This window comes from uncultured Comamonas sp., assembly GCF_964277875.1.
In the GTDB taxonomy this organism is placed as follows: domain Bacteria; phylum Pseudomonadota; class Gammaproteobacteria; order Burkholderiales; family Burkholderiaceae_C; genus Comamonas; species Comamonas sediminis.
Map to the genome: position 1 here is coordinate 1 of NZ_CAXYJV010000042.1, position 24654 is coordinate 24654.

The 24654-nt window shown below is 65.3% G+C and carries 24 protein-coding genes and 1 pseudogene; 11 read left to right on the forward strand and 14 right to left on the reverse strand.

The genetic code is table 11. The annotated features are described in order from the left end of the window. Nucleotides 1–256: 256 nt before the first annotated feature. Together ACHWUQ_RS16955 and ACHWUQ_RS16960 are read left to right on the forward strand one after the other, a co-directional pair. A pseudogene (locus ACHWUQ_RS16955) lies at nt 257–469 on the forward strand (type II toxin-antitoxin system RelE/ParE family toxin); the annotation flags it as partial. Further along, nucleotides 466–795, forward strand: coding sequence for a helix-turn-helix transcriptional regulator (locus ACHWUQ_RS16960; RefSeq protein ID WP_312836536.1), 330 nt, complete (start codon nt 466–468; stop codon nt 793–795). The pseudogene ACHWUQ_RS16955 and the gene ACHWUQ_RS16960, both read left to right, overlap by 4 nt. A 39-nt stretch (nt 796–834) precedes the next feature. Here ACHWUQ_RS16960 and ACHWUQ_RS16965 read toward each other — a convergent pair whose 3' ends face one another. From ACHWUQ_RS16965 to ACHWUQ_RS17000, 8 genes are all read right to left on the reverse strand, one after another. Next, nucleotides 835–1383, reverse strand: a complete 549-nt coding sequence (locus tag ACHWUQ_RS16965; RefSeq protein WP_394681839.1) for a lipocalin family protein — start codon at nt 1381–1383, stop codon at nt 835–837. Between the two features lie 134 nt (nt 1384–1517). Continuing rightward, a complete protein-coding gene (locus tag ACHWUQ_RS16970) occupies nt 1518–2309 on the reverse strand; it encodes an SDR family NAD(P)-dependent oxidoreductase (RefSeq protein WP_394681840.1) in 792 nt (263 codons plus the stop codon). Continuing rightward, nucleotides 2309–2884, reverse strand: coding sequence for a DUF3833 domain-containing protein (locus ACHWUQ_RS16975; RefSeq protein WP_394681841.1), 576 nt, complete (start codon nt 2882–2884; stop codon nt 2309–2311). Before ACHWUQ_RS16975 ends, ACHWUQ_RS16970 begins: the two co-directional genes overlap by 1 nt. Nucleotides 2885–2886: 2 nt before the next feature. Then, entirely contained in the window at nt 2887–4176 is a 1290-nt protein-coding gene (locus tag ACHWUQ_RS16980) for an MFS transporter (RefSeq protein WP_394681842.1), read from the reverse strand. A 12-nt stretch (nt 4177–4188) separates the two neighbouring features. Then, entirely contained in the window at nt 4189–4758 is a 570-nt protein-coding gene (locus ACHWUQ_RS16985; RefSeq protein ID WP_394681843.1) for a chalcone isomerase family protein, read from the reverse strand. Continuing rightward, entirely contained in the window at nt 4751–6022 is a 1272-nt protein-coding gene (locus ACHWUQ_RS16990; RefSeq protein ID WP_394681844.1) for a class I SAM-dependent methyltransferase, read from the reverse strand. The genes ACHWUQ_RS16985 and ACHWUQ_RS16990 overlap by 8 nt, the downstream gene beginning before the upstream one ends. Then, complete coding sequence (locus ACHWUQ_RS16995; protein ID WP_312530390.1) at nt 6019–6771, reverse strand: DUF1365 domain-containing protein; 753 nt, start codon at nt 6769–6771, stop codon at nt 6019–6021. Before ACHWUQ_RS16995 ends, ACHWUQ_RS16990 begins: the two co-directional genes overlap by 4 nt. Then, nucleotides 6768–8114 (reverse strand): NAD(P)/FAD-dependent oxidoreductase, encoded by a 1347-nt coding sequence (locus ACHWUQ_RS17000; protein WP_394681845.1) that lies wholly within the window; start codon nt 8112–8114, stop codon nt 6768–6770. Before ACHWUQ_RS17000 ends, ACHWUQ_RS16995 begins: the two co-directional genes overlap by 4 nt. A 144-nt stretch (nt 8115–8258) precedes the next feature. On the opposite strand from ACHWUQ_RS17000, the gene ACHWUQ_RS17005 reads away from it, so the two are divergent. Further along, on the forward strand, nt 8259–8915 hold the full coding sequence (locus ACHWUQ_RS17005) for a TetR/AcrR family transcriptional regulator (RefSeq protein ID WP_394681846.1): 657 nt from the start codon (nt 8259–8261) through the stop codon (nt 8913–8915). 61 nt (nt 8916–8976) lie between these two features. On the opposite strand, the gene ACHWUQ_RS17010 is transcribed toward ACHWUQ_RS17005, so the two are convergent. Further along, nucleotides 8977–9468: a nuclear transport factor 2 family protein gene (locus ACHWUQ_RS17010; protein ID WP_394681847.1), complete on the reverse strand. Its 492-nt coding sequence runs from the start codon at nt 9466–9468 to the stop codon at nt 8977–8979. 236 nt (nt 9469–9704) lie between these two features. On the opposite strand from ACHWUQ_RS17010, the gene ACHWUQ_RS17015 reads away from it, so the two are divergent. Genes ACHWUQ_RS17015 through ACHWUQ_RS17025 form a run of 3 tightly spaced genes read left to right on the forward strand, consistent with a single transcriptional unit; the run spans nt 9705 to nt 12024 of the window. Then, entirely contained in the window at nt 9705–10340 is a 636-nt protein-coding gene (locus tag ACHWUQ_RS17015; RefSeq protein WP_394681848.1) for a TetR/AcrR family transcriptional regulator, read from the forward strand. Between the two features lie 17 nt (nt 10341–10357). Then, on the forward strand, nt 10358–11035 hold the full coding sequence (locus ACHWUQ_RS17020) for a type 1 glutamine amidotransferase domain-containing protein (protein ID WP_312463161.1): 678 nt from the start codon (nt 10358–10360) through the stop codon (nt 11033–11035). Between the two features lie 11 nt (nt 11036–11046). Next, nucleotides 11047–12024: a zinc-binding dehydrogenase gene (locus ACHWUQ_RS17025; protein WP_394681849.1), complete on the forward strand. Its 978-nt coding sequence runs from the start codon at nt 11047–11049 to the stop codon at nt 12022–12024. Nucleotides 12025–12103: 79 nt separating this feature from the next. On the opposite strand, the gene ACHWUQ_RS17030 is transcribed toward ACHWUQ_RS17025, so the two are convergent. Together ACHWUQ_RS17030 and ACHWUQ_RS17035 are read right to left on the reverse strand one after the other, a co-directional pair. Next, entirely contained in the window at nt 12104–12382 is a 279-nt protein-coding gene (locus tag ACHWUQ_RS17030; protein ID WP_239809530.1) for a DUF2164 domain-containing protein, read from the reverse strand. An 8-nt stretch (nt 12383–12390) separates the two neighbouring features. Continuing rightward, on the reverse strand, nt 12391–14235 hold the full coding sequence (locus ACHWUQ_RS17035) for an ABC transporter ATP-binding protein (protein ID WP_394681850.1): 1845 nt from the start codon (nt 14233–14235) through the stop codon (nt 12391–12393). 469 nt (nt 14236–14704) lie between these two features. Here ACHWUQ_RS17035 and ACHWUQ_RS17040 point away from each other — a divergent pair, with 469 nt between their 5' ends. The 3 genes from ACHWUQ_RS17040 to ACHWUQ_RS17050 all read left to right on the forward strand — a co-directional run bounded on the left by ACHWUQ_RS17040 (nt 14705) and on the right by ACHWUQ_RS17050 (nt 18427). After that, the gene (locus ACHWUQ_RS17040) at nt 14705–15769 is read left to right on the forward strand and encodes a type II asparaginase (RefSeq protein WP_239812774.1); all 1065 of its coding nucleotides are present in this window, start codon (nt 14705–14707) and stop codon (nt 15767–15769) included. 157 nt (nt 15770–15926) lie between these two features. Continuing rightward, nucleotides 15927–16796 (forward strand): D-hexose-6-phosphate mutarotase, encoded by an 870-nt coding sequence (locus ACHWUQ_RS17045; RefSeq protein ID WP_394681851.1) that lies wholly within the window; start codon nt 15927–15929, stop codon nt 16794–16796. 134 nt (nt 16797–16930) lie between these two features. Next, nucleotides 16931–18427, forward strand: a complete 1497-nt coding sequence (locus tag ACHWUQ_RS17050; RefSeq protein ID WP_312530431.1) for an amino acid permease — start codon at nt 16931–16933, stop codon at nt 18425–18427. 86 nt (nt 18428–18513) lie between these two features. Here the strand turns inward: ACHWUQ_RS17050 and ACHWUQ_RS17055 are convergent, their stop codons facing one another. The 3 genes from ACHWUQ_RS17055 to ACHWUQ_RS17065 are packed head-to-tail and all read right to left on the reverse strand — an operon-like array spanning nt 18514 to nt 22405. Further along, nucleotides 18514–19854 carry a UDP-glucose dehydrogenase family protein gene (locus ACHWUQ_RS17055; RefSeq protein WP_394681852.1) on the reverse strand — a complete coding sequence of 447 codons (1341 nt, stop codon included), beginning with the start codon at nt 19852–19854 and terminating at the stop codon, nt 18514–18516. Beyond that, the gene (locus ACHWUQ_RS17060; protein WP_394681853.1) at nt 19851–20861 is read right to left on the reverse strand and encodes an NAD-dependent epimerase; all 1011 of its coding nucleotides are present in this window, start codon (nt 20859–20861) and stop codon (nt 19851–19853) included. The genes ACHWUQ_RS17055 and ACHWUQ_RS17060 overlap by 4 nt, the downstream gene beginning before the upstream one ends. Next, nucleotides 20858–22405 carry an ArnT family glycosyltransferase gene (locus ACHWUQ_RS17065; RefSeq protein ID WP_394681854.1) on the reverse strand — a complete coding sequence of 516 codons (1548 nt, stop codon included), beginning with the start codon at nt 22403–22405 and terminating at the stop codon, nt 20858–20860. The genes ACHWUQ_RS17060 and ACHWUQ_RS17065 overlap by 4 nt, the downstream gene beginning before the upstream one ends. A gap of 220 nt (nt 22406–22625) precedes the next feature. Here ACHWUQ_RS17065 and ACHWUQ_RS17070 point away from each other — a divergent pair, with 220 nt between their 5' ends. Together ACHWUQ_RS17070 and ACHWUQ_RS17075 are read left to right on the forward strand one after the other, a co-directional pair. Then, on the forward strand, nt 22626–23663 hold the full coding sequence (locus tag ACHWUQ_RS17070) for a glycosyltransferase family 2 protein (protein WP_394681855.1): 1038 nt from the start codon (nt 22626–22628) through the stop codon (nt 23661–23663). Between the two features lie 12 nt (nt 23664–23675). Beyond that, on the forward strand, nt 23676–24629 hold the full coding sequence (locus ACHWUQ_RS17075; protein WP_394681856.1) for a lysylphosphatidylglycerol synthase transmembrane domain-containing protein: 954 nt from the start codon (nt 23676–23678) through the stop codon (nt 24627–24629). The last annotated feature ends 25 nt before the right edge of the window (nt 24630–24654 follow it).

Here is a 24654-nt window from a genome sequence, read left to right on the forward strand (position 1 = left end):
CACGATCTCTACGCAGCCGCGTTGGAGTGCAATCGGGATGAGTTCGAAGGGCTGGTCCGCAGCTTGCACCTGGGTGCAAGCAAGGGCCAGCGCGCAGAAATCGCCCGCAAAACCACTGTCCCTACGGGTTGGAGTGAAATCGGGCGATTTCTGCGCGCTGGCCCTTGCTTGCACCCCGGTGCAAGCTGCGCTTCATCCCTTCGAACTCATCCCGATTGCACTCCAACGCGGCTGCGTAGAGACCTTGAACAGGTTCTTCAGCGGTGCGGGTGTGCTGGAAGTGGTGGAGAACGATGTGGGCGGCACCTACCGAGCCGTGTACACCGTCAAGTTTGCCGAGGCAGTGTTTGTCCTTCACTGCTTTCAGAAGAAAAGCAAACGCGGCATTGCTACGCCAAAGGAAGACATGGACATCATTAACGCCAGGTTGAAAATTGCCGAGGCGTATATCAAGGATTTGCGGAAATGAAAACCCAGCTTGTTGACGGCGTTGAAGTGCAACGTAGTTCCGGCAATGTGTTTGCCGACCTTGGCTTAGCCGATGCCGAAAAGCTCAAGATCAAGACTGGCTTAGTGATCGAAATCCGGAAAGCTATGAAAAGCCGGGGATTGACGCAGCAAGAGGCGGCCAAACGGATGGGCATTACCCAGCCCAAAGTCTCAGACATGATGCGCGGCGATTTCAGCAATCTGTCCGAGCGCAAATTGATGGACTGCCTGACGCGGCTGGGTTACGACATTGAAATCAAAATTCGCCCAGCCAACGCGGAAATTGGGCATTTGGTGCTTGCGTAGACTTAGACGCGGCTTCCAATGTGATCCATCTCTGCACAGCTACTGCTCCACCCTTATGACCTGATCCAGATCCACCCCCAAAGCGTGTGCTTTCTCCAGCAGCGCTTGGCGCTGGCTCTCCGGAATCGTCTTGTTGCGAGACAGAATCCACATATAGTCCAGGCTGCAGCCGATCACCAAGGCAGTTTGGTATTGGTCGTCGAGACTGACCACGTTGTAGCCGCCGTAGAAAGGGCCGAAGAACGAGACCTTCAACGCAGCCTCATCGGCCTGGCGCAGGAAGCGTGCCTTGCCTTGGGCCTCCCTCCACTGCTGTGTGGCAGCGTCATAGCCGCGGTTCAGCACGGTCACGCTGCCATCGCTATTCAGGCTGTAGGTGGCAGTCACCTGGGTCAGGCCCTTTTCAAAGCGGTGGTCAATGCGTGCCAGCTCATACCAGGTGCCCATGTATTTGCTGGCGTCAAAGTTGCTGACCGGCTGAACACCTGGGGGAACGGAAACGGCGCAACCGGGCAGCGCGACGGCAGTGCCGGTGATGACCAGCGCCATGGCCGTGGCGCGGATGAGCGCGCATGTGGAGAAAGGCATCGTAGATTTCCTTTTGTGTCTAGGGCAGGGCCAAACGGGAGAAGTGGATGAACAGGTCTGCTGCAAGACTGGCCCACTGCGGGGCTACCGGCAATGGGCGCGCATGCCGTGCTGCTGTCGTCCCAGCCCCCGCATCAAGCCTTGGTAATCCGCCGCACGCTGGCAAAGTACCAGCGGTCGGGCAGGCAGCGCAGCAGGCGCATCCAGCGGGTAAAGCGGCGGGGGAAGTTCATCTCGAACTGTCCGCGCGCCCAGCCTTGCAGGATGTGCTGCGCCGCTTCGGCGGGGCTGATCAGTGCCGGCATCCGGAAGCTGTTCTGGGCGGTCAGCGGGGTCTCGACAAAGCCGGGATTGATGATGGACACGCCCAGCCCTATAGGGTGCAGATCCAGATAGAGGTTTTCTGCCAGGTTGTTGAGCGCCGCCTTGGTGGGGCCATAGGCCAGCGACATCGGCAGCCCCCGGTAGCCGGCAACGCTGCCGACCAGCGCAATATGGCCTTGCCCCGCCTGCAACAGCATCGGAAGCACGGCGTCCAGCACATGGAGCACACCGACATAGTTGACCGCCAGGTGTTTCTGCATCTCTTCGAGGTCGAATGCGGTGGCGCGCAGTGGCCGGTAATAGCCCGCACAGTACAGCACCAGGTCGGGCGCAGCACCCAGGGCGGTATGCACGGCTTGCGCGGCTGCGGCCACTGTGCTTGGCTGGCTCACATCCAGCGCCAGTGCCAGGCAGCCAGGGCGGCTGCTGGCAAAGTCCTGCAGCGCTGCGCCGTCCCGGGCCGATACGACAACGCGCGCACCTCGTGCATGCAGCGCCTCCGCCGTGGCCCGGCCAATGCCGGTGGAGGCACCAATCACCCAAGCGGATCGGCCTTGCCAGTCGGGCATCGGCAGATTGAGCCTGGCTTGCAGCAGCGGCATTATCCCGGCTCCTTGGTGAATGCAATGGTCAGATCGCCCAGGTGGATGCCGAACTTGCTCATCGCGGTGCGGTTGAGCATCGTGCGCTCGTCCATCAGGTACATCCAGTCGTCCATCCGTACGTTCCAGACCCTTCCGTTCACCGGCAAGGCCAGCACGTAGTTCCAGTGCAGCGCGTTGCCGGCAGCCTGGCCCGTGGCCGGGCCGACCACATCCCCTGCCTGGCCGCTATAGCGGCCTTCACCCAGATACTGGATGTGCCAGGTGCGCTCCTGCCTCGTGCCATCGCTGTAGACAAAGTGCTCTTCCAGCACGCCGTCATTGCCCATCCACCTGCCGGTCATGTGCACGGTAAAGCGCTTGACCACCTTGCCCTGGCGGTCGGTGAACATGCCATGTGCCGTGAGCGGGCCGTTGAAGTACTGGCGCAGGTCCAGCGCCGGGCGCTCCTGGGCATATTCTTCGACCGGGGGGCTGGCGCAGGCGCTCAGCACAGCGATCGTGCCGACCAAGGCCAGGCCGATTCCGGCGCGCCGCAGGGTCAGGAACCGGTGGGTGCAGGGTGGGGATGTCATCGTTACCTCCAGGAGGGTTGCAGGCGTTCAGCGCGCCAGAGTGAGGCCAGGGCCAACAACTTGAGCAGGCAGGGCAGACCGCCATAGGCCCAGGCCAGCGCCTGCAGACCGGCGGGGGCGGTGCTGCCGCTGTGGTAGCCCGCAATGGCGAGCAGCGGCAGGCACAACCCGGCGGCGAGAGCCAGGTTGAGCTTGGTGGCGCAGGCCCACCAGCCCAGGTAGCGCCCGTCGCCGGATCCCCCATGGCCAGATTCGTGGATCACACCGGTCAGCAGCGCACCAGGCACCGCCAGGTCTGCGCCCAGCGCCAGGCCGCTGGCGATGCAGATGGCGGCAAAGGCCCAGGCATCCCCCGCGCCCAGCAGGGACGCCGAGAAAAAGGCAATGACGCTGGCCAGCATGCCGGCGCGCCAGCTGGGCGCCTGGCCCCAGCGGGCAACGGCTTTCACCCACAGCGGCAGGCCGAGTGCGGCAGCGGCGAAGTAGCACAGCAAAAACAGCGGCAGCAGCTCGGGCGCCTGGAGCCGGTCCACGACAAAGAAGGGCAAGAGCGTGGCCGGTATGGCCGCCGCAATGCCGTTGAGCATGAAGACCGACAGCAGCCGGCGAAAGGCGGCATCGCGCCACGGCGAGGCCTGGGGCAGGCCACCGCGCGGTGCGGCCCGTGCCACCGCATCTGCATCGCCCGCGCGCGGATCGCGCAGCCGGGACAAGCCCAGCAAACCCAGGCCCAGCGCGGCCAGCAGCACCGCACTGGTGGCATCCATGCCCAGCAGGCTGGGCAAGACGCTGGCCGTGAGTACGCCCACCAACGTGGCGCCCTCGCGCCAGGCAGTCACCTGGGTGCGCCAGGCTGCCTGGCCGCCCCAGCGGGTGCCCCAGGTCTGGTGCAGGATGGCAACCGCGCTGTAGGCCAAGGTGCTCAGCAACAGGCAGGCGGCGAGCCAGCCCAGCATCTGGACCGGGTGGCTGGCGGGCGGGTGCCACAGTGCAAAAAAACCCAGGGCCATGGCCAGACTGCCCAGTGCCGCCGCCAGCCAGGCGGCACCTTGCCCGCGCTGCAGCAGGCGGTCTGCCAGGCGGCCCAGCGCCGGGTCCAGCAGTGCATCGAAGGCCCGGGTGGCGAGCAGCACGGCCCCCAAGCCGGCCAGTGGCGCACCGGCCTCGGCCGCGTAGTAGTGGGGCAGGGTCACATACAACGGCAGCGATACAAAGGCCAGCGGTGCAGCCAGCGCACCATAGGCCAGCCCCGTGCGCCAGGAGAGCGCTTGCTGAACAGGGATGGCATGCATCGCGGACCGTCCTCAGCCCTGGCCCAGCAGCGCAGCGCGCAGTGCCGGTGCGCTGGTTTGCTCCGACAGCCAGATGCCAAAGAACAGGCGCGCGTACAGCGCATCGTCAATGGCGGCGGTCTCGCGCCCGTTGTGCAGGAAGACGACCTTGCCTGTGCCGTCGTTCAGGCCCAGCAGGCGGTCCTGCGCCGCCACATCGGGAAAGGCCTGCTTCATCATGCGCAGCCACTGGCGGGCCTGGTCCTCCGAGAAGGGCGCCACCCGGCGCATCTCGGCAATGGAGCGCTCCGCAATGGCCTCACCCTCGAGCTTGCGGTCGTAGACCAGCTCCAGCGCAAAAGGCTGGCGTGTGTAGTCCTGCGGGTTGAAGCCGGCAGGCGCCCACAGCCGCGCCTCGTAGACCCGCAGTCCAAAAAACCGCAGCACACCGGTGCCGACCAGGCGCGCGCCGGGCAAGGCGGTGCCCAGCTCGGCAGGGATGGCAGGTGTGGCAGCGAGGAGGTCGTGGGTCATGGCAGTGGTGGAAAGAGCAACAAGGCTGGCGCCCCAGCACAGGGTTTGGCGTCGGCGCAGGTCAGGCATTGTCGGGCCTGCGCAACGTGAACTGGACCACATCGGTATTGCCCATGTCGAACGATGCCTCGCAGTAGGCGAGGTAGAAGCGCCAGATACGGATGAAACGCTCGTCAAAGCCCTGGTCCCGGACGGCATCGAGCTGGCGCTCGAAAGCGTCGCGCCAGCGCCTCAGCGTCTCGGCATAGTCGCTGCCAAAATGCAGCTTGTGTTCCACGACCAGTCCGGCCCGCAGCGCCTCCTGCTCAAAGGCTTCGGTGCTGGGCAGCAGCCCCCCGGGAAAGATGTACTGCTGGATGAAGTCGGTCGAGTGCAGGTAACGTGCAAACAGGTCGTTGCGCAAGGTGATCGACTGCACGCAGGCCCGGCCGCCGGGCTTGAGGCACTGGCGCAGCGTCTGGAAGTAGCTGCCCCAGTATTCATGCCCCACGGCTTCAAACATCTCGATGGACACGATGGCATCAAAGGGCTGCGCCTGGTACTCGGCCGCCAGGTCGCGGTAATCCTGGTAGCGCAGATCGACCTGATGCGCCAGTCCCGCATCGGCGATGCGCTGCCGTCCCCACAGCAGCTGTTCGCGCGACAGCGTTACCCCGGTGACCTGCGCACCAAATGCCTCGGCTGCCATCTGCGCCAGGCCGCCCCATCCACACCCGATCTCCAGCAGGCGCTGGCCCGGCTGCAGTCCGGTTTGCCGCAGCGCCTGCCGCATCTTGGCATCCTGGGCCTGGCCCAGGTCGGCCTGGGCCCGTGCCGGGGCGTCGCGCCCGACAAACCAGGCTGCGCTGTAGCTCATGCCCGGATCGAGAAACAGGCGGTAGAAGTCATTGCCCAGGTCATAGTGGGCATGGATGTTTCTGGCACTGCCCGCTCGCGTATTGCGGCGCAGCAGGTGGCGCAGCCGAAAGCCCAGCCGCCCCCACCAGCTGCCGTACACCAGCTGCTCCAGGTGATCACGGTTGGCGATGCACAGGCGCAGCAACGCGCTGAGGTCCGGACTGTCCCATTGGCCGTCGATATAGCCTTCGGCCCATCCGATGTCGCCCGAGCGCTGAACGCGGTCCAGCGCATCCCAGTCGTGGATGACGCAGCGTGCATCGGCCTGGGCTGTGGCCTGCTGGCGGAAGTGCCGCACCCGCCCATCGGGCAGTTGCAGGTCCAGCTGGCCGCAGGGCAGATGTTCCAGCAGCTGCAGCACCTGGCGCGCGCTGCGGGGGGTGGAGCGTCCGGCTGGGGCGGACGGGCTCGGCAGGGGTGCAGTGGTGGAGTTCATCGTGTGACGAGGCTCTTGGGCTCGGAGGGTTTGCGGTGGAAAGGCAGGCGTTTGCACCAAAGGCGCAGCGCCTGCCAGTGGATGCGGAACACGACGCCCCAGGTCATCAAGGGCATGCCCCAGAATGCGCGCCGCACGGTGGCGCGGGTCAACGGCTGCAGCGTGCCTGCGACGCCGGTGCGCAGCAGCGGCCCGGCCTCGTCATGCAGATCGACCTGCACCAGGTTGCGGCTGTCGCTGCGCACAAAGCGGAAGCGGTACTCGCCCTGCACATTGCAAAACGGCGACACATGGAAGCACTTGGCCGCGACCTGTTCTGTTCCCCAGGCCAGATCGGGCCCGGCCAGCAGGTAGGCATGGCGTTCGCCAAAGGTGTTGTTGACCTCGGCCAGCACTGCGGCCAGCGAGCCATCGGCGCGGTGCGCATACCAGAAGCTGACGGGTTTGAACGCATAGCCCAGCACACGCGGGAAGGTGTGCAGCCAGACCTCGCCGACCGCGTCCCCGATGCCTTCCTGCTGCAGCAGCTGGTCAAACCAGGCCAGGCAGTCCGCACTGCCGTCGCCATGGTCGCAGTCATGAAAGCTGATCGCCGCGCGCCGGTTGCGGCGCAGCACCGCATCGGGCTGGTCGCGCAAGCTGCGCAAAGGCAGCAGCAAGAAGTACCCGGGGTAGCGGAAGGCATGCACCACCGGGCGCAAGCGCTGGTGCCAGACGTGGCCAAAGCCGATCAGCGAGCGGTTGCTCATGCGGCCTCCTCCAGCATAGGTGCTTGCACGGCTGGCGCTGCGCCGGCCAGCGACTGGCACAGGCTCTCAGCGGCCGCCAGGCCGGACCGCAGTCCGTCCTCGTGGAAGCCATAGCCGCACCAGGCACCGCAATACCAGGTGCTCAGCTGGCCCTGCAGCTGGGGCAGCTGGCGCTGGGCCAGGATGGCCGCCTGGTCAAACACCGGGTGGCTGTACTGGATGCGGGCATGTACCTGGTCTGCGGCAATCGGGCGCGCCGGGTTGAGCGATACCAGCACCGGCTGCTGCCAAGGCAGGGGCTGGAGCTGGTTGATCAGGTAGTGCAGGCAGACGCCCGCCTGCTCCGCGCTGGAGGCGGCTGCGCGCTCGTAGTTCCATGCGGCCCAGGCTGCCCGGCGCTGGGGCAGCACGCTGCTGTCGGTATGCAGGACCGCCTCGTTGGGCTGGTAGCGGATGCTGCCGAGCACCGCGCGTTCAGCGGTGGTCGCGCCGTCGCCCAGCAGCTGCAAGGCCTGGTCGCTGTGGCAGGCCAGAACCACGGCATCAAACCATTCGGCGCCCTGGGCCATCTGCACCATGACGCCCTGTGGGTGGCGCTGCAGGCCGAGCACCGGCGTGTTCAGCCGCGCCTCGTGGCGGCCATCCTGCGTCAAGCGGGCCAGCAGGCGGCGCACATACTGGCGCGAGCCTGCGCGCACGCTGTACCACTGCGGCCGGTCCCGTACCTGGATCAGGCCGTGGTTGTGGCAGAAGCGGATCATCGTGGCGACGGGGAAGCGCAGCATCTGGTCCGTCGGGCAGGACCAGATGCAGCCCAGCATCGGCAGCAGGTAGTCGCTGCGGAACGCCTCAGAGAAGCGGTGCTGGTCCAGGAATGCAGCGATCGGTGCGGTCATCTCTGCCTCGGCCTGGCGCTCGGCGATCCCGGTGGTCAGGCGGTTGAAGCGGGCGATGTCCTGCAGCATGCCCCAGAAACGCGGGCGCAGCAGGTTGCGTTTTTGGGCAAACACGCTGGCCAGGGACCGGCCGCTCCACTCCAGCGCGGATGCCCCGTTGGCACCGGGCACCTGGACGGAGAACGACATCTCCGAGGCGACCGTATCGACATCCAGGTCTTGGAAGAGCTGGGTCAGCAAGGGGTAGGTGCGGTGGTTGAACACCAGAAAGCCGGTGTCCACGCCGTGCGTGATGCCGTTCAGGCGCAGGTCCACCGTGTTGGCATGGCCGCCGAAATGGCTGCCGCCCTCCAGCAGGCAGACCCGGTGCGATGTCTGCGAGCGGGCCAGGTGGGCGGCGGCGGCCAGCCCAGAGATGCCCGATCCGATGACAGCGATGCGTTGCATGAAAGGCCCCTCATAGATACAACAGCCAAACGTTTGAATCTCAAAGATCAATTGTTGAACTGATGAGTTCACACTATAAACCACAAATATCAAATTTGCACCATTTAGTTTTCTTCCTGACCTTCGACGTCATAAAATGGCGGCATGAATGCTCGGTCTGCCATCAAGGAACAAATACAGCGTGTGCGTGAAGAGGCCATCGTGACGGCGGTCAACCGGCTGCTCGCGACCAAGGGCTACGACGCGATGACCGTCGACGAGGTGGCGGCGGAAGCGGGCATGGCCAAGGCCAGTCTCTACAAGCTGTTCACGTCGAAGGAGGAATTGGCCGGCGCGGCGATGGTCGGGGTGCTGGACCGCGCGTTGGCCTTTGTCGATGGCTTGCGCACTGCGGCCGACGAGGCGGCGGAGTCTGGCCAGCCCATTGGGGCACTGGAGCAGTTGAAAGCGGTGGTGCGCTGGGCCATGCGCACCCAGCTGGAAGGGCAAATGCCCTCGCTGCCGGCGCAAAACTCCAACCTCAGCGCGTCGCTGCAATCCAACGATGCCTACATGGACCGCCTCATTGCGCTGAGCAACCGGCTCAGCATCTGGATCACCGAGGCGCAGACCGGCGGCCAACTGCCAGCGGCCTTGCCTGCCGAGCTGGTGCTCTATACCTTGTTTGCGCGTGCCTGCGATCCGGTGCTGGGCCTGCTCAACGAGTCGGGCCAGTACACCCATGACCAGATCATTGACTGGGTGACCGGGACCACCTTTGACGGCCTGACGGGCGCGGCCGCTGCACCTGGCCTGCGCTGAGGCGGGCGCGTCTGCGGCGCTGCCGTCCGCATCGCACTCGGCACGGCACGCCGCGCACCGGTCACGCGCCGCTCGGCGGATCGCCCGCGTTGGCCGCTGGCGCCGAGCCACTGCGGCGCAGCCAGCGCATCAGCACGCCCAGTGCAGGCAATTTCTCATACACCTCTTCGGCGGTATCCCAGTAATCGCGGTGGTGTGAGACGCGCCCCTGGGCATCCAGGCTCAGCCACGACACACCTCTTATGCACTGCGCCACTTGGGGGCGCCAGCGCTGGAAGCGAAAGTGGAATTCCCATTCCAGCGCTGCGCTGCGGTCCCGCGCCAGTGTGCGTGTGATGACAAAGCGCGGCTCCTGCAAGGCCGCAAACATATGCACAAAGATGGCGGTAATGGCGGGCACGCCGCGCACCGCGTTGAATGGATCCTTGAAGAAGGCATCCGCCGCATAGTAGTCGCCCAGCCGGTCGAGATCGGAAGGCGCGAGCTGCTGATAGAACTGCGCCAGCCGCTGTACGGCTGCCTCGGGGTCGGGCATCGAAGAGAGATCGGTCATCGGGCAGGCTTTCTGTGGGGCTGGCGCGCTAAGGCAAGACTGCAAGCTTAAGACATGCCGCAGCATCTGGGGCGGGCGCTGGCGCGGATCGGCTGGATGCGTAGGGCGGGCCGGGTGCCGGTGGCGCCTTGGTGGGGGGAGCTGTGGCCCGTGTGGCTGCATCTGCTGCCGCCTTTTGGCAGGTCTAGATTCACAAAAAATAGACGACTGGTCTATTTTTGACTACAATGCAGCACATGACCCTGACCAAGAAGGCGGAAGCGACCCGCCAGCACATCCTCGATACCGGTCACCAGCTCGTGCTGCGCAAAGGCTTTGCTGCCCTGGGCTTGCTGGAAATCCTGAAGACCTGCAACGTTCCCAAGGGTTCGTTCTACCACTACTTCCCGTCGAAAGAGGCTTTTGGCTGCGCGCTGCTCCAGCAGTATGTCGATGGCTATGGCCGCAAGGTCGACGGGCTGCAGGCCGCAGATGGCACGGGCTATGAACGCCTGATGCGCTACTGGGATGCCTGGATCGAAGCACCCGGCGATGCCGGCTGCGGCTGGGCCGAGGAATGCCTGGTCGTCAAGCTGGCAGCCGAGGTGGCCGATCTGTCCGAAGACATGCGGCTCGTGCTGGACACCGGGGTGCAGCGCCTGCTGGCCCGGATTGCCGCATGGATTGACGAGGCAAGGGCCGATGGCTCCTTGCCCGCTGGTGCGCCGTCGCTGGGCCTGGCGCATGTGCTGTACCAGATGTGGCTGGGCGCAGCCTTGCTTGCCAAGCTGAGCCAGGACCGATCGTCACTGCAACAGGCGCGGCTTGCGACCGTGCACCTGCTGCGCTGCGAGGCGGCGGCCTCTGCATCCTCCTCCACCCCTGCGCATTAACCTCCAAGGAGTTCTCCATGAAAGTTCTGTTTGTACTGACCTCGCACGACCGTCTTGGCGACACGGGCCGCAAGACGGGCTTCTGGCTCGAAGAATTTGCCGCGCCCTATTACGTCTTCCAGGACGCGGGTGCCCAGATCACGCTGGCATCTCCGCTGGGCGGACAGCCGCCTCTGGACCCCAAGAGTGACGAGCCCGATGCCCAGACGCCTGCCACCGAGCGCTTCCGCAAGGATCCGCAGGCCCAGGCGGCGCTGGCCAAGACCGTGCCACTGGCACAGATCCAGCCCGATGACTTCGATGCCGTCTTCTACCCTGGCGGCCATGGCCCGCTGTGGGATCTGGCCCAGGATGCGCACTCCATCGCGCTGCTGGAATCCTTTGCGCGTGCAGGCAAGCCACTGGGTCTGGTCTGCCATGCCCCGGGTGCACTCATCAAGGTCAAGACCGCCGGTGGACAACCGCTGGTGGCGGGCCGGCGCGTGACCGGCTTTAGCAACAGCGAAGAAGAGGCGGTCGGCTTGACGGCTGTGGTGCCTTTTCTTCTGGAAGATGCGTTCAAAGGCTTGGGCGGCGATTACCGCAAAGGCGCCGATTGGCAGGTGCATGTGGAGGTGGACGGGCCCTTGGTCACCGGCCAGAACCCTGCGAGCAGCGAAGCGGTGGCCGAGGCCTTGCTCACCCAACTGGCTTGAAAGGACACACCATGCGCAGTGCGATGCATACCACCTTTGGCGAGCCTTCCGACGTGCTGAGCCTGGGCAGCCTGCCCAAGCCCGAGCCGGCTGCTGGCGAAGTCCGCATCCAGACCTTGCTGGCGCCTATCCATAACCATGACCTGTGGACCATCCGGGGCCGCTATGGCTACAAGCCCGAGTTGCCGGCGATTGGCGGCAGTGAGGCGGTCGGCATGGTCGAGGCGCTGGGGCCGGACGTCGAGGGCGTCACCGTGGGACAGCGCGTGGCCGTCGCCGGGGTTCACGGCACCTGGGCGGAGTACTTTCTGGCACCCGCACGCCAGCTGGTGCCGGTGCCTGACGCCATCCCCGACGACGTGGCGGCACAGCTCATTGCGATGCCGCTCAGCGCGCTGATGCTGCTGGAGTTCCTGCAGGTCGCGCCGGGGCAGTGGATTGCCCAGAACACGGCCAACGGCGCGGTCGGCAAGACACTGGCGATGCTGGCGAGCGCACGCGGTGTGCATGTGCTCAACCTGGTGCGCCGCGACGCGGGTGTGCAGGAGCTGAGCGATCTGGGGATCGCCCATGTGCTGTCGACCGCACAGGACGGCTGGCAGCAAAGCGCCAGCGCTCTGCTGGGTCCGGGCGGCGCCCATGCGGCCGTTGATTCGATCGGCGGAGCGGCCAGCGCCGCGCTGCTGGCATTGTTGGGCGAGGGCGGCACCCTGGTGTCATTCGGCACCATGGCGGGCGAGCCGATGCAGATCGACTCGGGCGCGATGATATTCAAACAGGCCACCGTCAAAGGCTTTTGGGGCAGCAAGGTGAGCGAGGCCATGTCCGCGCAGGACAAGCGGCGCCTGCTGGGAGAGCTGATGCAGCGCATCCTGGGCGGGGAGCTCAAGCTGCCGACCGAAGCCATCTATGACCTGGCCGATGCGGCCCAGGCCGCAGCGGCCAGCCTGCAGCCCGGCCGCAAAGGCAAGGTGCTGCTCAAACCCTGAGCGCCTTGCCACCGCGCCTGCCCTTCAGCGCAGCGGTAGCGGGCGGCGCTGTCCGCGCAGGCGGGTGCTGGCAGGCCGCTCAGCCCCGCAGTCCCCGTTTGGGCGTTGCGGGGCTTTTCCAATAGCCAAACTCGTCCTCATGCACCTCGTAGTCGAGCTCCTGCAGGCGCTCGTGCATACGGGCCTGGGCATCGGCCACGCCCTGGTTGTAGAGGCTGGGCCCGATTTCCTGCAGGAAGAAGCCGAGCAGGGCCGAGGCCGTCATGTTGCCGATGCGCTCGCCCTGGGTCTGCTCGAAGTAGCGTTCGATGGATTGGACGGCACGGTCGTGCACGTCCTTTTTCAGCTCGATGGTCATGGTGTTGCCTACAAAGGTCCATCGACCGGCTCGGCCAGGAAGCCGCCACTCTGGTGGGCCCAGAGCTTGGCATAGATGCCGCCTTGGGCCAGCAGTTGCTGGTGGCTGCCCTGCTCGATGATCTGGCCCTTGTCCATGACGATCAAGCGGTCCATCGCGGCGATGGTGGACAGGCGGTGCGCGATGGCGATGACGGTCTTGCCATGCATGAGGCTGTCCAGGCTTTCCTGGATGGCGGCTTCGACCTCGCTGTCCAACGCGCTGGTAGCCTCGTCCAGCAGCAGGATGGGCGCGTCCTTCAGCATCACGCGGGCAATGGCCACGCGCTGGCGCTGGCCGCCCGAGAGCTTGACGCCGCGCTCACCCACCTGGGCGTCGTAGCCGGTGCGGCCAAAGCGGTCGCTCAGGGTGCTGATGAAGTCCGAGGCCTCGGCCCGCTCGGTGGCGCGGCGCATGTCTTCTTCGCTGGCATCGGGGCGGCCATACAGGATGTTGTCGCGCATCGAGCGGTGCAGCAGCGAGGTGTCCTGCGTCACCATGCCGATATTGCTGCGCAGGCTGTCCTGCGTGACCTTGGCGATGTCCTGCCCATCGATGCGGATCTGGCCACCGGCCAGATCGTGGAAGCGCAGCAGCAGGTTGACCAAGGTCGACTTGCCGGCGCCCGAGCGGCCAATGAGGCCGATGCGCTCGCCGGGGTTGATGGTCAGGTTCAGCTGGTCGATGACCGGGCGTCCGGCATCCTTGTAGGCAAAGCTGACGTTGTCGAACTCGATGCGGCCTTGCTGCACCACCAGCGGCTTGGCGTCGCTGGCATCGACGATGCTGCGCGGCTTGGTCAGGGTGTTGATGCCGTCCTGGATGGTGCCGACGTTTTCAAACAGCCCCGTCATCTGCCACATCACCCAGTGCGAATAGCCCATCAGGCGCAGTGCCATCGCGATCACGGCGGCCACCACGCCGGCGCTGGCCTGGCCATTGAGCCACAGGTACAGCGCGGTGCCCGAGGCACCCAGCAGCAGCAGGGTGATCATCAGGTGGTTGGTGATCTCGAACAGGCTCACCAGGCGCATCTGCGCATGGCCGGTCTGCTTGAAGGCTTCCATCGCGCTGCGGGCGTACTCGGCCTCGCGCTTGGTATGGGCGAACAGCTTGACGGTGGCGATATTCGTATAGGCGTCGGTCACGCGGCCGGTCATCATCGAGCGCGCATCGGCCTGGGCCTTGCCGATCTTGCCCAGGCGCGGCACAAAGAAGAAGCAGGCGCCGATATACGCCAGCAGCCACAGCAGAAACGGAATCATCAGCCGCCATTCAAAGCTGGCTGCGAGGACCAGGATACCGATCATGTAGACGCTCACGCCGACCAGCACATCGACAATCATGAACACCACTTCGCGCACGGACAGCGCCGTCTGCATGATCTTGGTCGTAATGCGGCCGGCAAACTCGTCGGCGTAGAAGGACATGCTCTGGCCCAGCATCAGCCGGTGGAAGACCCAGCGCAGCCGCATCGGAAAGTTGATGGCCAGCACCTGGTGCATCACCTGCGTGTGCAGCGCCAGCAGCAGCACACTGCCCAGCAGCACGCCGACAATGCCCAGCACGGTGCCGCCCTGCTCGGTCCAGAAGTTGTTGGGCGACATCGTCGCCAGCCAGTCGACCACATGGCCCATCACCGCAAACAGCATCGCTTCATAGACGGCCAGCAGCGCCGATGTGACCGTGAGCAGGCCGATCCAGCCACGCATGCCCTGTGTACAGGCCCACATGAAAACAAAAAACCCCTTGGGCGGAACCTGGGGCTCGGCGCTGGGATAGGGCGGCACCCGCCGCTCGAAAAACGAAAACATGCACTCTTCTCCTGCAATGGGCCTGCGGCCGTGCCTGTGCCGTGCGCAACAGGCAGGCACACCGCGCAGGCCTGCGGCCTGACTGCTGCGGCTTGCGCAACGCCAGAACCTGTTGATATTGACAGTGGTAACAACCCCGATCCGGCAAGTCTAGCGGCGCTGGCAACCCCCTTGGCCGGCGGCCAACATAGCCCTAGATATGTCTGTGTCTTTGTGTCGGCGAATCGTCGCCTGGGCGTCAATCTTGGAGTCTATGGGCTTGCAAAAAACCATAGGTGTGTTCACCAATGCGCGGCCCGCACACAGTTTCTAAGATAGCGGCTTTTGACACGAGGTGCTACTGATGCCATCCCAATCGATGACCCATTCATCCCAGAACGCCCGCTGGAGGCTTCCCGCACTGAGTGCCGTGACCCTGGCGATCAGCTTGAGCCTGGGCGCCTGCGCCAGCAGCCCGCAATCCACCAAGATGGTGGAGTCCGCTCCTGCGACTCCCGTTGCGGCTGCCGCTGCTCCCGCAGCTGCGAGCCAGCCCGCACAGCAAGGCCAGCGCAATGTCGTCGTGCTGGCCACCGGTGGCACGATTGCTGGCGCCGGCGCATCGGCGATGAACAGCGCCACCTACAGTGCCGCCAAGGTACCGGTCGACAAGCTGCTGGCAGGCCTGCCGGAGCTGTCCAAGGTGGCCCAGGTGCGCGGTGAGCAGGTCTTCCAGATTGCATCCGAGAGCTTTACCAATGACAACCTGCTGGTGCTGGCCAAGCGCGTCTCCGCGCTGGTCAAGCAGCCGGATGTCGATGGTGTGGTCATCACCCATGGCACCGACACCCTGGCCGAGACGGCCTACTTCCTGAGCCTGACGGTGCACACCAACAAGCCCATCGTCGTGGTCGGTTCGATGCGCCCAGGCACGGCGCTGTCGGCCGATGGCGCTTTGAACCTGGTCAACGCCGTCAGCGTCGCCGCCTCCAAGGATGCCGAAGGCAAGGGCGTGGTCGTGACGATGAACGACGAGATCCAGACCGCGCGTGATGTGAACAAGGATGTGAACATCAAGACCAGCGCGTTCCAAAGCCAGTGGGGTCCGCTGGGCATGGTGGTCGAGGGCAAGAACTACTGGTTCCGTGCCCCGGTCAAGCGCCACACGATGCAGTCCGAGTTCAACATCGACTCCATCACCAGCCTGCCGGCGGTGGAAGTGGTCTACAGCTACGGCAATGTGCCGCGCACCGCGATCGATGCCTTCGTCGGCACCGGCGCCAAGGCGATCGTGCATGCCGGCACCGGCAATGGCTCGGTGGCAGACCGCATCGTGCCTGCACTGCAAGAAGCGCGCAGCAAGGGCGTGCAGGTGATCCGCTCGGCACGTGTGCCTTATGGCTTTGTGCTGCGCAATGCAGAGCAGCCGGATGACAAGTACGACTGGGTGGTTGCGCATGACCTGCGTCCCGAAAAAGCCCGTCTGCTGGCCGCATTGGCACTGACCAAGACCAACGACCCCAAGGAAATCCAGCGCATTTTCTGGGAATATTGATAGCCAGCGTGCCCGGCTGCGGCGGGGCACTTGCTTCAATACCGCATCTACCAAGGACAGCTACGGCTGTCCTTTTTACTGTCCGCTGTATGGCTTGCCAGCGGCGGCCAGGGCCGCTGCCAATGTCACAATGGCTGCCTTCACAGGAGCAAAACAGATGGCGCATGCGTGGACCCAAATCAGCTACGAAGGCTTTCCCGCCTGGTGTGCCCAGTGGGCCGATGGATCGTCGGCCGTGGTGGCGGAGCAGGGCGCGCAGCTGTTGTCCTGGAAGACGGCTGATGGCCGCGAGCACCTGTACCTGAGCCCCGCCAGCCTGCGCGATGGCCAGGCCGCCATTCGCGGCGGCGTGCCGGTGTGCTTTCCACAGTTCAATGTGCGCGGGCCTTTGCCCAAGCATGGCTTTGCGCGCAACCTGCGCTGGCAGATGCTGCAGGCCGATGGAGACGGTATCGTGATGCAGCTGACGGACAGCGCGGCCACCCGGGCCTTTTGGCCGCATGCCTTTGATGCCCGGTTGCGCATCACGGTGCATGCCCGCCAGCTCACCATTGGCCTGGATGTACAGAACACCGACGAGGTACCTTGGTCGATGACCTGCGCGCTGCACAGCTACCTGCAGGTCGACGATGTGGCGCAAACGGCGCTTTCCGGTCTGCAGGGCCTGGCCTGCTGGGATGCGCTGGCCGATACCCGCTTTGTGCAGCCGCCGGGCGATGTCGGCTTTGCCGCGACCACTGAGCAGGGCTTTGACCGGGTGTTCTCCACGCCTGGCGCAGCGGGCACGGTGCTGCAGCTTGAGCAGCCCGATCTGCCCGGCGGCCGCAGGCTGGAGATTGCCCACAGCAGCACGGCCAGCGAGGTGGTGGTCTGGAACCCGGGCGTACGACTGAGCCACAGCCTGGCCGATATGCCCGATGACGGCTGGCGCCAGATGCTCTGTGTGGAGGCCGCGAGCATCGACACGCCGGTGCTGCTGGCGCCGGGCCAGCCGTGGTCGATCAGCCAGACCCTGACCTTGGCCTGAGACCTGGACCGCGAGAGGGAAACACAGGCCCTGTAGCGGAATTGTGGGCGGCCACTACCGCAGGCCAGGGGAAAACCCGATAATGGCGGCCTTGTCATTGTCGGCATGGCGCTTGCGGCCATGCTTTTTTGTTTATGCCGGGTTCTGGGTCTCCCTCTTCTTGCGCGCCAGTCAATGAACTGCGCCGTGATCTCAAGGCACGCCATTTGTCGATGATTGCCATTGGTGGCTCCATCGGTACGGGGCTGTTTGTGGCATCGGGTGCCACCATTGCGCAGGCGGGGCCCGGCGGGGCGCTGCTGGCCTATGGCGTCATCGGCCTGATGGTCTACTTCCTGATGACCAGCCTGGGCGAGCTGGCGGCCTTCATGCCGGTGTCGGGCTCGTTTGCCACCTATGGCGCGCGCTACGTGGACGAGGGCTTTGGCTTCGCGCTGGGCTGGAACTACTGGTACAACTGGGCGATCACGATTGCGGTGGACCTGGTGGCCTCGCAGCTGGTGATGGCCTACTGGTTCCCCGATGTGCCGGGCTACTGGTGGAGCGCGCTGTTCCTGATGCTGATGGTGGCCCTCAATGCCATCTCGGTGCGAGGTTTTGGCGAGGCCGAGTACTGGTTCGCGGCGATCAAGGTGACGACGGTGCTGGTGTTCATCGCGCTGGGTGTGGCGATGATTTTTGGCATTCTCAAAGGCGGCCCGGCCGACGGCGTCTGGGGCGCCATCGCCAACTGGCAGGTGGCCGATGCGCCGTTTGCCGGTGGCTTTGCGGCCCTGATCGGTGTGGCGATGATCGTAGGCTTTTCCTTCCAGGGCACCGAGCTGATCGGCATTGCTGCGGCCGAGTCCGAGAACCCTGCCAAGAACATTCCGCGCGCAGTGCGCCAGGTGTTCTGGCGCATTCTGCTTTTCTATGTGCTGGCGATTGCGGTGATCGGCTCGCTGGTCGCCTATACCGACCCGCACCTGCTGCGCAACGATGTGGGCGATATCAGCGTGAGCCCCTTCACCCTGGTGTTTGAGAAAGCAGGCCTGCTGTCGGCGGCCGTCATCATGAATGCGGTGGTGCTGACCTCGGTGCTGTCGGCCGGTAACTCGGGCATGTATGCCTCCACCCGCATGCTCTACACCCTCGCCTGCCAGGGCATGGCCCCGCGCATTTTTGGCCGCCTCTCGCGCCACGGTGTGCCGGTGATGGCCTTGCTGGCGACCACGGTGATGGCCGGCCTGTGCTTTTTCAGCTTTCTGTTCAGCCCGCAGACGGTCTACCTGTGGCTGCTCAACCTGTCGGGCATGACCGGCTTCATCGCCTGGCTGGGCATTGCCATCAGCCACTACCGCTTCCGCAAGGGCTTTCTGGCGCAGGGCCATCAGGTGTCGCAGCTGCCCTATGTCTCGCCGTGGTTCCCGTTCGGCCCCATCTTTGCGTTTGTGCTGTGCCTGGTCATCACCTTGGGGCAGAACTACGAGGCCTTCCTGAAGGACCAGATCGACTGGGGCGGCGTGGTCGCCACCTATATCGGCCTGCCGGTGTTCCTGCTGATCTGGTGGGGCTACCGTTTGGCCAAAGGCAGCCGCACCGTGGCCTATGCCGACATGCGCTTTGATGGCCAGGTGGCGGGCGGCAAATAAGTGGGGAGGGTTGCAGTGGCGGCCCCCAAGGCAGCAAAAAAGCGAGTGCTAGGACTCGCTTTTTTTTGGGCTGACCAGCGGGCGCCTTATTCGCTGCGCGGGACCGGCTGGCGGCCGATGGACACATAGCCCAGGCCATAACCGGCTACCAGCGCCGGGTCATAGAGGTTGCGGCCATCAAAAATCATGCGGTCGCGCAGGCGCTGGGCCAGTTGGCCAAAATCGGGCGCGCGGAAGATCTGCCACTCGGTGACGATGGCCAGGCAGTCGGCGCCCTGCAAGGTGGCCTCGGGGTCGGCGGCCAGCACCAGGTCGCTGCGCTCGCCGTAGATGCGCTGGGCTTCCTGCATCGCTACGGGGTCATAAGCTTGCACACGGGCGCCTGCGGCCCACAGCGATTCCAGCAGCGTGCGGCTGGGCGCCTCGCGCATGTCATCGGTGTTGGGCTTGAAGGCCAGGCCCCACAGCGCAATCGTCTTGCCCTGCAGCTGGCCACCATAGAAGGCGCTGATGCGCTCGAACAGCACATGGCGCTGGGCGGCATTGCGGGCCTCCACGGCGTTGAGCAGCAAGGGGTCGAAGCCGATTTCCTCGGCGGTGCGCACCAGGGCCTTCACATCCTTGGGAAAGCAGCTGCCGCCATAGCCCACACCGGGGTAGATGAAGTGGTAGCCAATGCGCGGATCGCTGCCAATGCCGCGGCGCACCGCTTCCACATTGGCGCCGAGGCGCTCGGCCAGGTTGGCGATCTCGTTCATGAAGCTGATCTTGGTGGCCAGCATCGCATTGGCGGCGTACTTGGTCAGCTCGGCGCTGCGCACATCCATCACCACGATCTTGTCGTGGTTGCGGTTGAAGGGCGCATACAGCTCGCGCAGCCGCGCCTCTGACGTGGGGTTGCTGGTGCCGATGATGATGCGGTCGGGCCGCTGGCAGTCGGCCACGGCCGCGCCTTCCTTGAGGAATTCCGGGTTGGAGACCACATCGAAGCCGTAGCTGGCGCCGCGTGCTGCGAGGCCTTCGGCGATCACAGCGCGCACCTTGTCGGCCGTGCCTACCGGTACGGTGGATTTGTTGATGACGATGCGCGGGCCATTCATGTGCTGGGCAATGGTGCGGGCCACGGCCAGCACGTACTGCAGGTCGGCGCTGCCGTCCTCATCGGGGGGCGTGCCCACGGCCAGGAAGATCACCTCGCTGTGGCTGACGCCCAGCGCCGCATCGGTGGTAAAGCGCAGCCGGCCATTGGCATGGTTGCTGGTGACGAGCTTGTCCAGGCCCGGCTCATGGATAGGGATCTGGCCGGCCTGCAGTGCGGCGACCTTGGCCGCATCCACATCGACACAGAGCACCTGGTGGCCGACATCGGCCAGCACGGCACCTTGAACAAGACCGACATAGCCGGTTCCAAAAACAGTGACTTTCATACGCGGTAGAACGAGCGGTACCAGTCGACAAAGCGCTGGATTCCGTCTGTGACAGTGAAAGAAGGGGCGAACTGCACCCAGGCCTGCAAGGCCCGGGTGTCGGCCGAGGTGCTGTGCATGTCGCCCGGCTGGATGGGCAGCATGCGCTTGTTGGCCTGCATGCCCAGCGCGGACTCCAGCGCGGCGATGTAGTCCATCAGCACGGTGGGCTGGCTGTTGCCGATGTTGAAGATGCGGTAGGGCGCGGTGCTGGTGCCCGGGTTGGGCTGCAGAGGATCATAGCTGGCATCGGGCGTGGCGGGCTTGTCCAGCACACGCAGAATGCCTTCGACGATGTCGTCGATGAAGGTGAAATCGCGCACCAGCTGGCCATTGCCATAGACGTCGATGGTCTCGCCCGCCAGGATGGCCTTGGTGAACTTGAACAAGGCCATGTCCGGCCGGCCCCAGGGCCCGTAAACCGTGAAAAAGCGCAGCCCGGTGGTGGGCATCTGGTAGAGGTGCGAGTAGGTGTGCGCCATCAGCTCGTTGGCCTTCTTGGTGGCCGCGTAGTAGCTGATCGGGTGGTCAACGGCATCACTCTCGGCATAAGGCATCTTGGCATTGCCGCCGTAGACGCTGGAGCTGCTGGCATAGACCAGGTGCGCGACCTGGTGCTTGCGGCAGCCCTGCAGCACATGGCCAAAGCCCAGCAGGTTCGAATCCGTGTAGTCGTCGGGCTGGTCGATGGAGTAGCGCACCCCTGCCTGGGCGGCCAGGTGCAGCACGCGCTGGGGCTTGATCTCGTCAAACAGCGCGGCCATGCCGGCGCGGTCGGCCAGATCGAGCTGGATGAAGCGGAAGTGGGGATGGCTTTGCAGCTGCGCGAGCCGGGCCTGCTTGAGCGCGACGTCGTAGTAGCTGTTGAGGTTGTCGATGCCGACAACAGGCAGGCCCCGCTCCAACAGGCGCAAGGCGCAGTGCATGCCGATAAAACCGGCAGCGCCGGTGACGAGAACAGGTTTCATGGTGTGATGGGTGCGGGCAGCCACACAAACTGGTAGTGCATGGGCGGCGTGCTGGCACGCATATGGGAAAACGGAAGGGTCAGATCTTGGATGGTGGCGCCGGGCGCCGTGGCCAGCACCGGCTCCCACCAGGCGGGCGTGGCCTTGTCCATGCGGGCAATGTACAGCAGACCGGCGCCAGTTTGCACGGCCTTGGCACGGGCCTGGGCCAGGCAGTCGGCCATGCGGCCAAACTCGGCCGTGCAGGCCGTCGCATAGGCCTGGGGATTGTGCGAGCGCAGCATCGCAGCGACCATGTTGTCCGAGCCGACGATGACGCCTTGGCCGTCATAGCCCGCAGCCGCCAGCGACGCGCTCAGCTGCGCGACGGGGTGGTTGAGCTCGTCGGGATCCTTGCGCAGGTTGGACTGCCAGGGGCGCACCGTCGCCAGGGTCAGGAAGACCAGCGCGAACACCAGCACCGTGGTGGTGTAGCCCCGGCCCACACGATCGGCCAGCAGGCGCGGGCGCCAGACATACAGCGCCAACGGCGCCACGGCCGTCAGCGGCAGCACCCAGCGCTGCTTGAAGCTGCTGACATCGCCCACCAGCACCATGCCCACCAAAATGGCAAACACCAGCGCCAGGTAGCGCCACAGCAGCGGCCAGGCCCAGATGCGCCATTCCAGCAGGGCTGCATCTGCGGCGGGGGATGGTGCTGCATCGGCTTTCCACAAACGGCTGCGGTAGCTGGCCAGGCTGACCAGCAGCCACAGCCCCAGGGTGGAGAACACGGCATTGGCCAGCGCGCCCAGGCCCTTGAGGTGGGACACCTGGGTGGAGATATCCATCTTGTGGATGGTTTCGGTCGTGGCCTCACGCCAGTGGTGCAGCAGCCAGTAGCCGTGCGGCGCAAAGATCAGCAGGCCAATCAACGGCGCCAGCCACCAGCCCCGGCCCAGCAGCGCCCGGCGCACCTGGGGCACGCTGAAGGCGGCCACGGCAAACACGGCGATCAGCATCGCAAAGCTGTACTTGGCCAGCATGCCCACGCCGCAGAAGATGCCCAGGCCGACAAAGTTGATCAGCGCCGGCGCGCGCACCTGGCGCAAGGCCATCCACCAGGCGCCAAAGGTCATCGCGGTGACGAGGATGGTGTGGGTCTGGTCGCGCACGCTGTCCCAGCCAAACGGCAGCATCAGCAGCAGGCCGCCAGCGACCCAGAAGGCGCCCTTGGCCGGCAGCAGCGCGCGGCCGGTTTGCCAGGCCAGCACATAGGTGAGCACGATCAGGCTGTGCTTGACCAGCGACAGCGACAGCACCGTGGGGCCCAGCAGCTGGCCCACCAGCCATTGCAGCCAGCTGTAGGCGGGCGGCTGGGCGCCGTATCCCAGCAGGAACTGCTGGGACCAGAGGATTTGTTCGGATTCGTCCCATTTCATGCCGTCCGAGATGGCCACGCGCGAGATGACATGCGCACAGGCCAGCACCAGCACCCAGGCCAAGGGGTGGCGGTAGAGCTGGGACTGCCAATCTTTGGCGGGGGAGGGGGACGCAGAGGTCATGGCAGAAACACGAAATGCAGGTGCATACAGGGCCCGCAGCCCCAAGGCGCGGCACCAGCCTGTCGCATCAGCAGCAGAGGAAAAAGCGGATCAGGTAGTATAGGCGACCGCTGTTTTACCAATGCCAGAAGAGTCGCCCACCCCGGTTGGGCTGCGCCGTACACCGTTTCCGGTACCGGCCCAGCCGCCTGTTTGAGCGGCTTTTTGCAATGTGCCCTTTATGTCCCCTGCTGTTTCCATCGTCGTCCCTATCTACAACGAGTTCGACAATCTGATCGCCCTGGTCGACCGGATTGACGCGGCCATGCGCTCGCAGCCGCTGAGCTATGAGCTGATTGCCGTCGACGATGGCTCCAAGGACGACAGCGCCAAGCGCCTGCTGGAGCTGGCTGCCACGCGGCCCTGGCTGCGCCCGGTGATCCTCGCGCGCAACTATGGCCAGTCCAGCGCGCTGCAAGCCGGTTTTGACCGGGTGCAGGGCCGCTATGTGGTGACCCTGGACGCCGACCTGCAAAACGAGCCCGACGACATTCCTCTGCTGCTCAACCGCCTGGAGACCGACCCGAGCGTCGATATGGTCTCCGGCTGGCGCAAGGACCGCCAGGATGCGGCCATCTCGCGCAAGCTGCCGTCCAAGATTGCCAACCGCCTGATCTCCAACGCCACCGGCGTGCAGCTGCACGACTACGGCTGCGCGCTCAAGGCCTACCGGCGCCACATCATCGACCGCGTGCACCTCTACGGGGAGCTGCACCGCTTCATCCCTTCGCTGGCGCGCGATGCCGGTGCCCGCATCACCGAAGTGCCGGTGCGCCACCACGCCCGCACGGCGGGTGTCTCCAAGTACGGCATTGACCGCACCTTCCGCGTGATTCTGGATTTGATCCTGATGGTCTTCCTGATGCGCTACCGCCAGCGCCCGCTGCACGCCTTTGGCGGACTGGGCCTGTGGCTGGCTACGCCGGGCTTTCTGATCCTGGCCTACCTGTTCATCGTCAAGCTGATGGGCGAGAGCATTGGCGGGCGGCCCTTGCTGATCATTGGCGTGATGCTGGTGCTGATGGGCATGACCTTTGTCGCCGCCGGCCTGATCGGTGAGCTGCTGACCCGCATCTACTACGAGTCCGGCGGTGGCCGCCAGTACTATGCGGACGACTATGTGATCGACGAGACCGGCGGCACCCCCCGCATGGTGCGCCTGGATGCCCACGCAGCGCGCGAGCAGACTGTGCAGCCCGCTGCCGCTTCGAGTCTTTAAGCGCCGCCTGGTGTGAACCGTACACAAAAAGCCTGCATCAAGGCCTTGTGTGGCGCCGCTTTGCTGGGCGCCGTGGCCTATTTTGCCGACCCTGCCGCCCTCTGGGCCCGCCTGCGTGCCGCTGACGGGCGCTGGCTGCTGGCGGGGCTGGCGGCAGCCATCGCGTCGAACGTGGTGTCTGCCTGGCGCTGGCGCGCGCTGGCGCAGTGGCTGGGCGCACCGATGCGCTGGCCCGATGCGCTGCGCTGGTATTTCCAGGCGATTGGGCTGAATGCCTTGCTGCCCGGCGCGGTGGTGGGCGGCGATGTCTACCGCGCCGTGGTGCTGCAGCGCAGTGGGCAGGGCAAGGCCGCTGCCTCGCTGTCGGTGCTGCTCGACCGCTTCAGCGGCCTATGGATGCTCTGCGCCATTGGCGCCATCGGTGCGGCGCTGTCCGCCAGCGCCTTGGCGCCTGTGCTGCATATCTCTCCGCTGGCGCTGCAGGTCTTGATGGTCCTCGGCGTCATCGTCTGGATTGCGCTGCCTTGGCTGCTGCTGTGGTGGCTGGGCCAGCGCCAGGCGGCCAGCCTGCCGGGTTGGTTGCAGCCCTTGCTGCAGGCCGCTGCACGGCCAGACTTCAACCGCCAGATGCTCGTGCAGGCGGGCTCTTCTGCGCTGGTGCAGCTGCTGTCTGCCGCTGCTCTGGCGCTGGGCGGGCTGGCGCTGGGCATCCATCTGGACCTGGCCGCCTGGGCCTTTGCGATGGCCCCCATTTTTCTGATGGCGGCCTTGCCCGTCAGCGTGGGCGGCTGGGGCACGCGTGAAGCGGCCAGTGCGGCGGCGTTGGCGCCCTTTGGCGTGCCAGCGGCCTTGGCCGTGGGCGTGGGGCTGATCTACGGCGTGTATGCGCTGGTGCAGGGAGCCTTGGGCGCGATCGCGTTTGGCCTGCCCAGCCGGCGCGAGCGCGAAGCGGATGCGGCATCCTGAATCTGGCCCCACCTGAGGGTTGAGC

What these genes read in the sequence shown, in the direction of transcription:
- ACHWUQ_RS17070 (WP_394681855.1), top strand. Translation starts at nt 22,626, where the DNA reads ATGTCCCCTGCTGTTTCCATCGTCGTCCCTATCTACAACGAGTTCGAC.
- ACHWUQ_RS16970 (WP_394681840.1), bottom strand. Translation starts at nt 2,309, where the DNA reads ATGCCGCTGCTGCAAGCCAGGCTCAATCTGCCGATGCCCGACTGGCAA.
- ACHWUQ_RS17015 (WP_394681848.1), top strand. Translation starts at nt 9,705, where the DNA reads ATGACCCTGACCAAGAAGGCGGAAGCGACCCGCCAGCACATCCTCGAT.
- ACHWUQ_RS17010 (WP_394681847.1), bottom strand. Translation starts at nt 9,468, where the DNA reads ATGACCGATCTCTCTTCGATGCCCGACCCCGAGGCAGCCGTACAGCGG.
- ACHWUQ_RS16995 (WP_312530390.1), bottom strand. Translation starts at nt 6,771, where the DNA reads ATGAGCAACCGCTCGCTGATCGGCTTTGGCCACGTCTGGCACCAGCGC.
- ACHWUQ_RS17045 (WP_394681851.1), top strand. Translation starts at nt 15,927, where the DNA reads ATGGCGCATGCGTGGACCCAAATCAGCTACGAAGGCTTTCCCGCCTGG.
- ACHWUQ_RS17065 (WP_394681854.1), bottom strand. Translation starts at nt 22,405, where the DNA reads ATGACCTCTGCGTCCCCCTCCCCCGCCAAAGATTGGCAGTCCCAGCTC.
- ACHWUQ_RS16975 (WP_394681841.1), bottom strand. Translation starts at nt 2,884, where the DNA reads ATGACATCCCCACCCTGCACCCACCGGTTCCTGACCCTGCGGCGCGCC.
- ACHWUQ_RS16990 (WP_394681844.1), bottom strand. Translation starts at nt 6,022, where the DNA reads ATGAACTCCACCACTGCACCCCTGCCGAGCCCGTCCGCCCCAGCCGGA.
- ACHWUQ_RS17060 (WP_394681853.1), bottom strand. Translation starts at nt 20,861, where the DNA reads ATGAAACCTGTTCTCGTCACCGGCGCTGCCGGTTTTATCGGCATGCAC.
- ACHWUQ_RS17005 (WP_394681846.1), top strand. Translation starts at nt 8,259, where the DNA reads ATGAATGCTCGGTCTGCCATCAAGGAACAAATACAGCGTGTGCGTGAA.
- ACHWUQ_RS17050 (WP_312530431.1), top strand. Translation starts at nt 16,931, where the DNA reads ATGCCGGGTTCTGGGTCTCCCTCTTCTTGCGCGCCAGTCAATGAACTG.
- ACHWUQ_RS17055 (WP_394681852.1), bottom strand. Translation starts at nt 19,854, where the DNA reads ATGAAAGTCACTGTTTTTGGAACCGGCTATGTCGGTCTTGTTCAAGGT.
- ACHWUQ_RS16965 (WP_394681839.1), bottom strand. Translation starts at nt 1,383, where the DNA reads ATGCCTTTCTCCACATGCGCGCTCATCCGCGCCACGGCCATGGCGCTG.
- ACHWUQ_RS17030 (WP_239809530.1), bottom strand. Translation starts at nt 12,382, where the DNA reads ATGACCATCGAGCTGAAAAAGGACGTGCACGACCGTGCCGTCCAATCC.
- ACHWUQ_RS17040 (WP_239812774.1), top strand. Translation starts at nt 14,705, where the DNA reads ATGGTGGAGTCCGCTCCTGCGACTCCCGTTGCGGCTGCCGCTGCTCCC.
- ACHWUQ_RS17025 (WP_394681849.1), top strand. Translation starts at nt 11,047, where the DNA reads ATGCGCAGTGCGATGCATACCACCTTTGGCGAGCCTTCCGACGTGCTG.
- ACHWUQ_RS16960 (WP_312836536.1), top strand. Translation starts at nt 466, where the DNA reads ATGAAAACCCAGCTTGTTGACGGCGTTGAAGTGCAACGTAGTTCCGGC.
- ACHWUQ_RS17000 (WP_394681845.1), bottom strand. Translation starts at nt 8,114, where the DNA reads ATGCAACGCATCGCTGTCATCGGATCGGGCATCTCTGGGCTGGCCGCC.
- ACHWUQ_RS17020 (WP_312463161.1), top strand. Translation starts at nt 10,358, where the DNA reads ATGAAAGTTCTGTTTGTACTGACCTCGCACGACCGTCTTGGCGACACG.
- ACHWUQ_RS16985 (WP_394681843.1), bottom strand. Translation starts at nt 4,758, where the DNA reads ATGCCTGACCTGCGCCGACGCCAAACCCTGTGCTGGGGCGCCAGCCTT.
- ACHWUQ_RS17035 (WP_394681850.1), bottom strand. Translation starts at nt 14,235, where the DNA reads ATGTTTTCGTTTTTCGAGCGGCGGGTGCCGCCCTATCCCAGCGCCGAG.
- ACHWUQ_RS16980 (WP_394681842.1), bottom strand. Translation starts at nt 4,176, where the DNA reads ATGCATGCCATCCCTGTTCAGCAAGCGCTCTCCTGGCGCACGGGGCTG.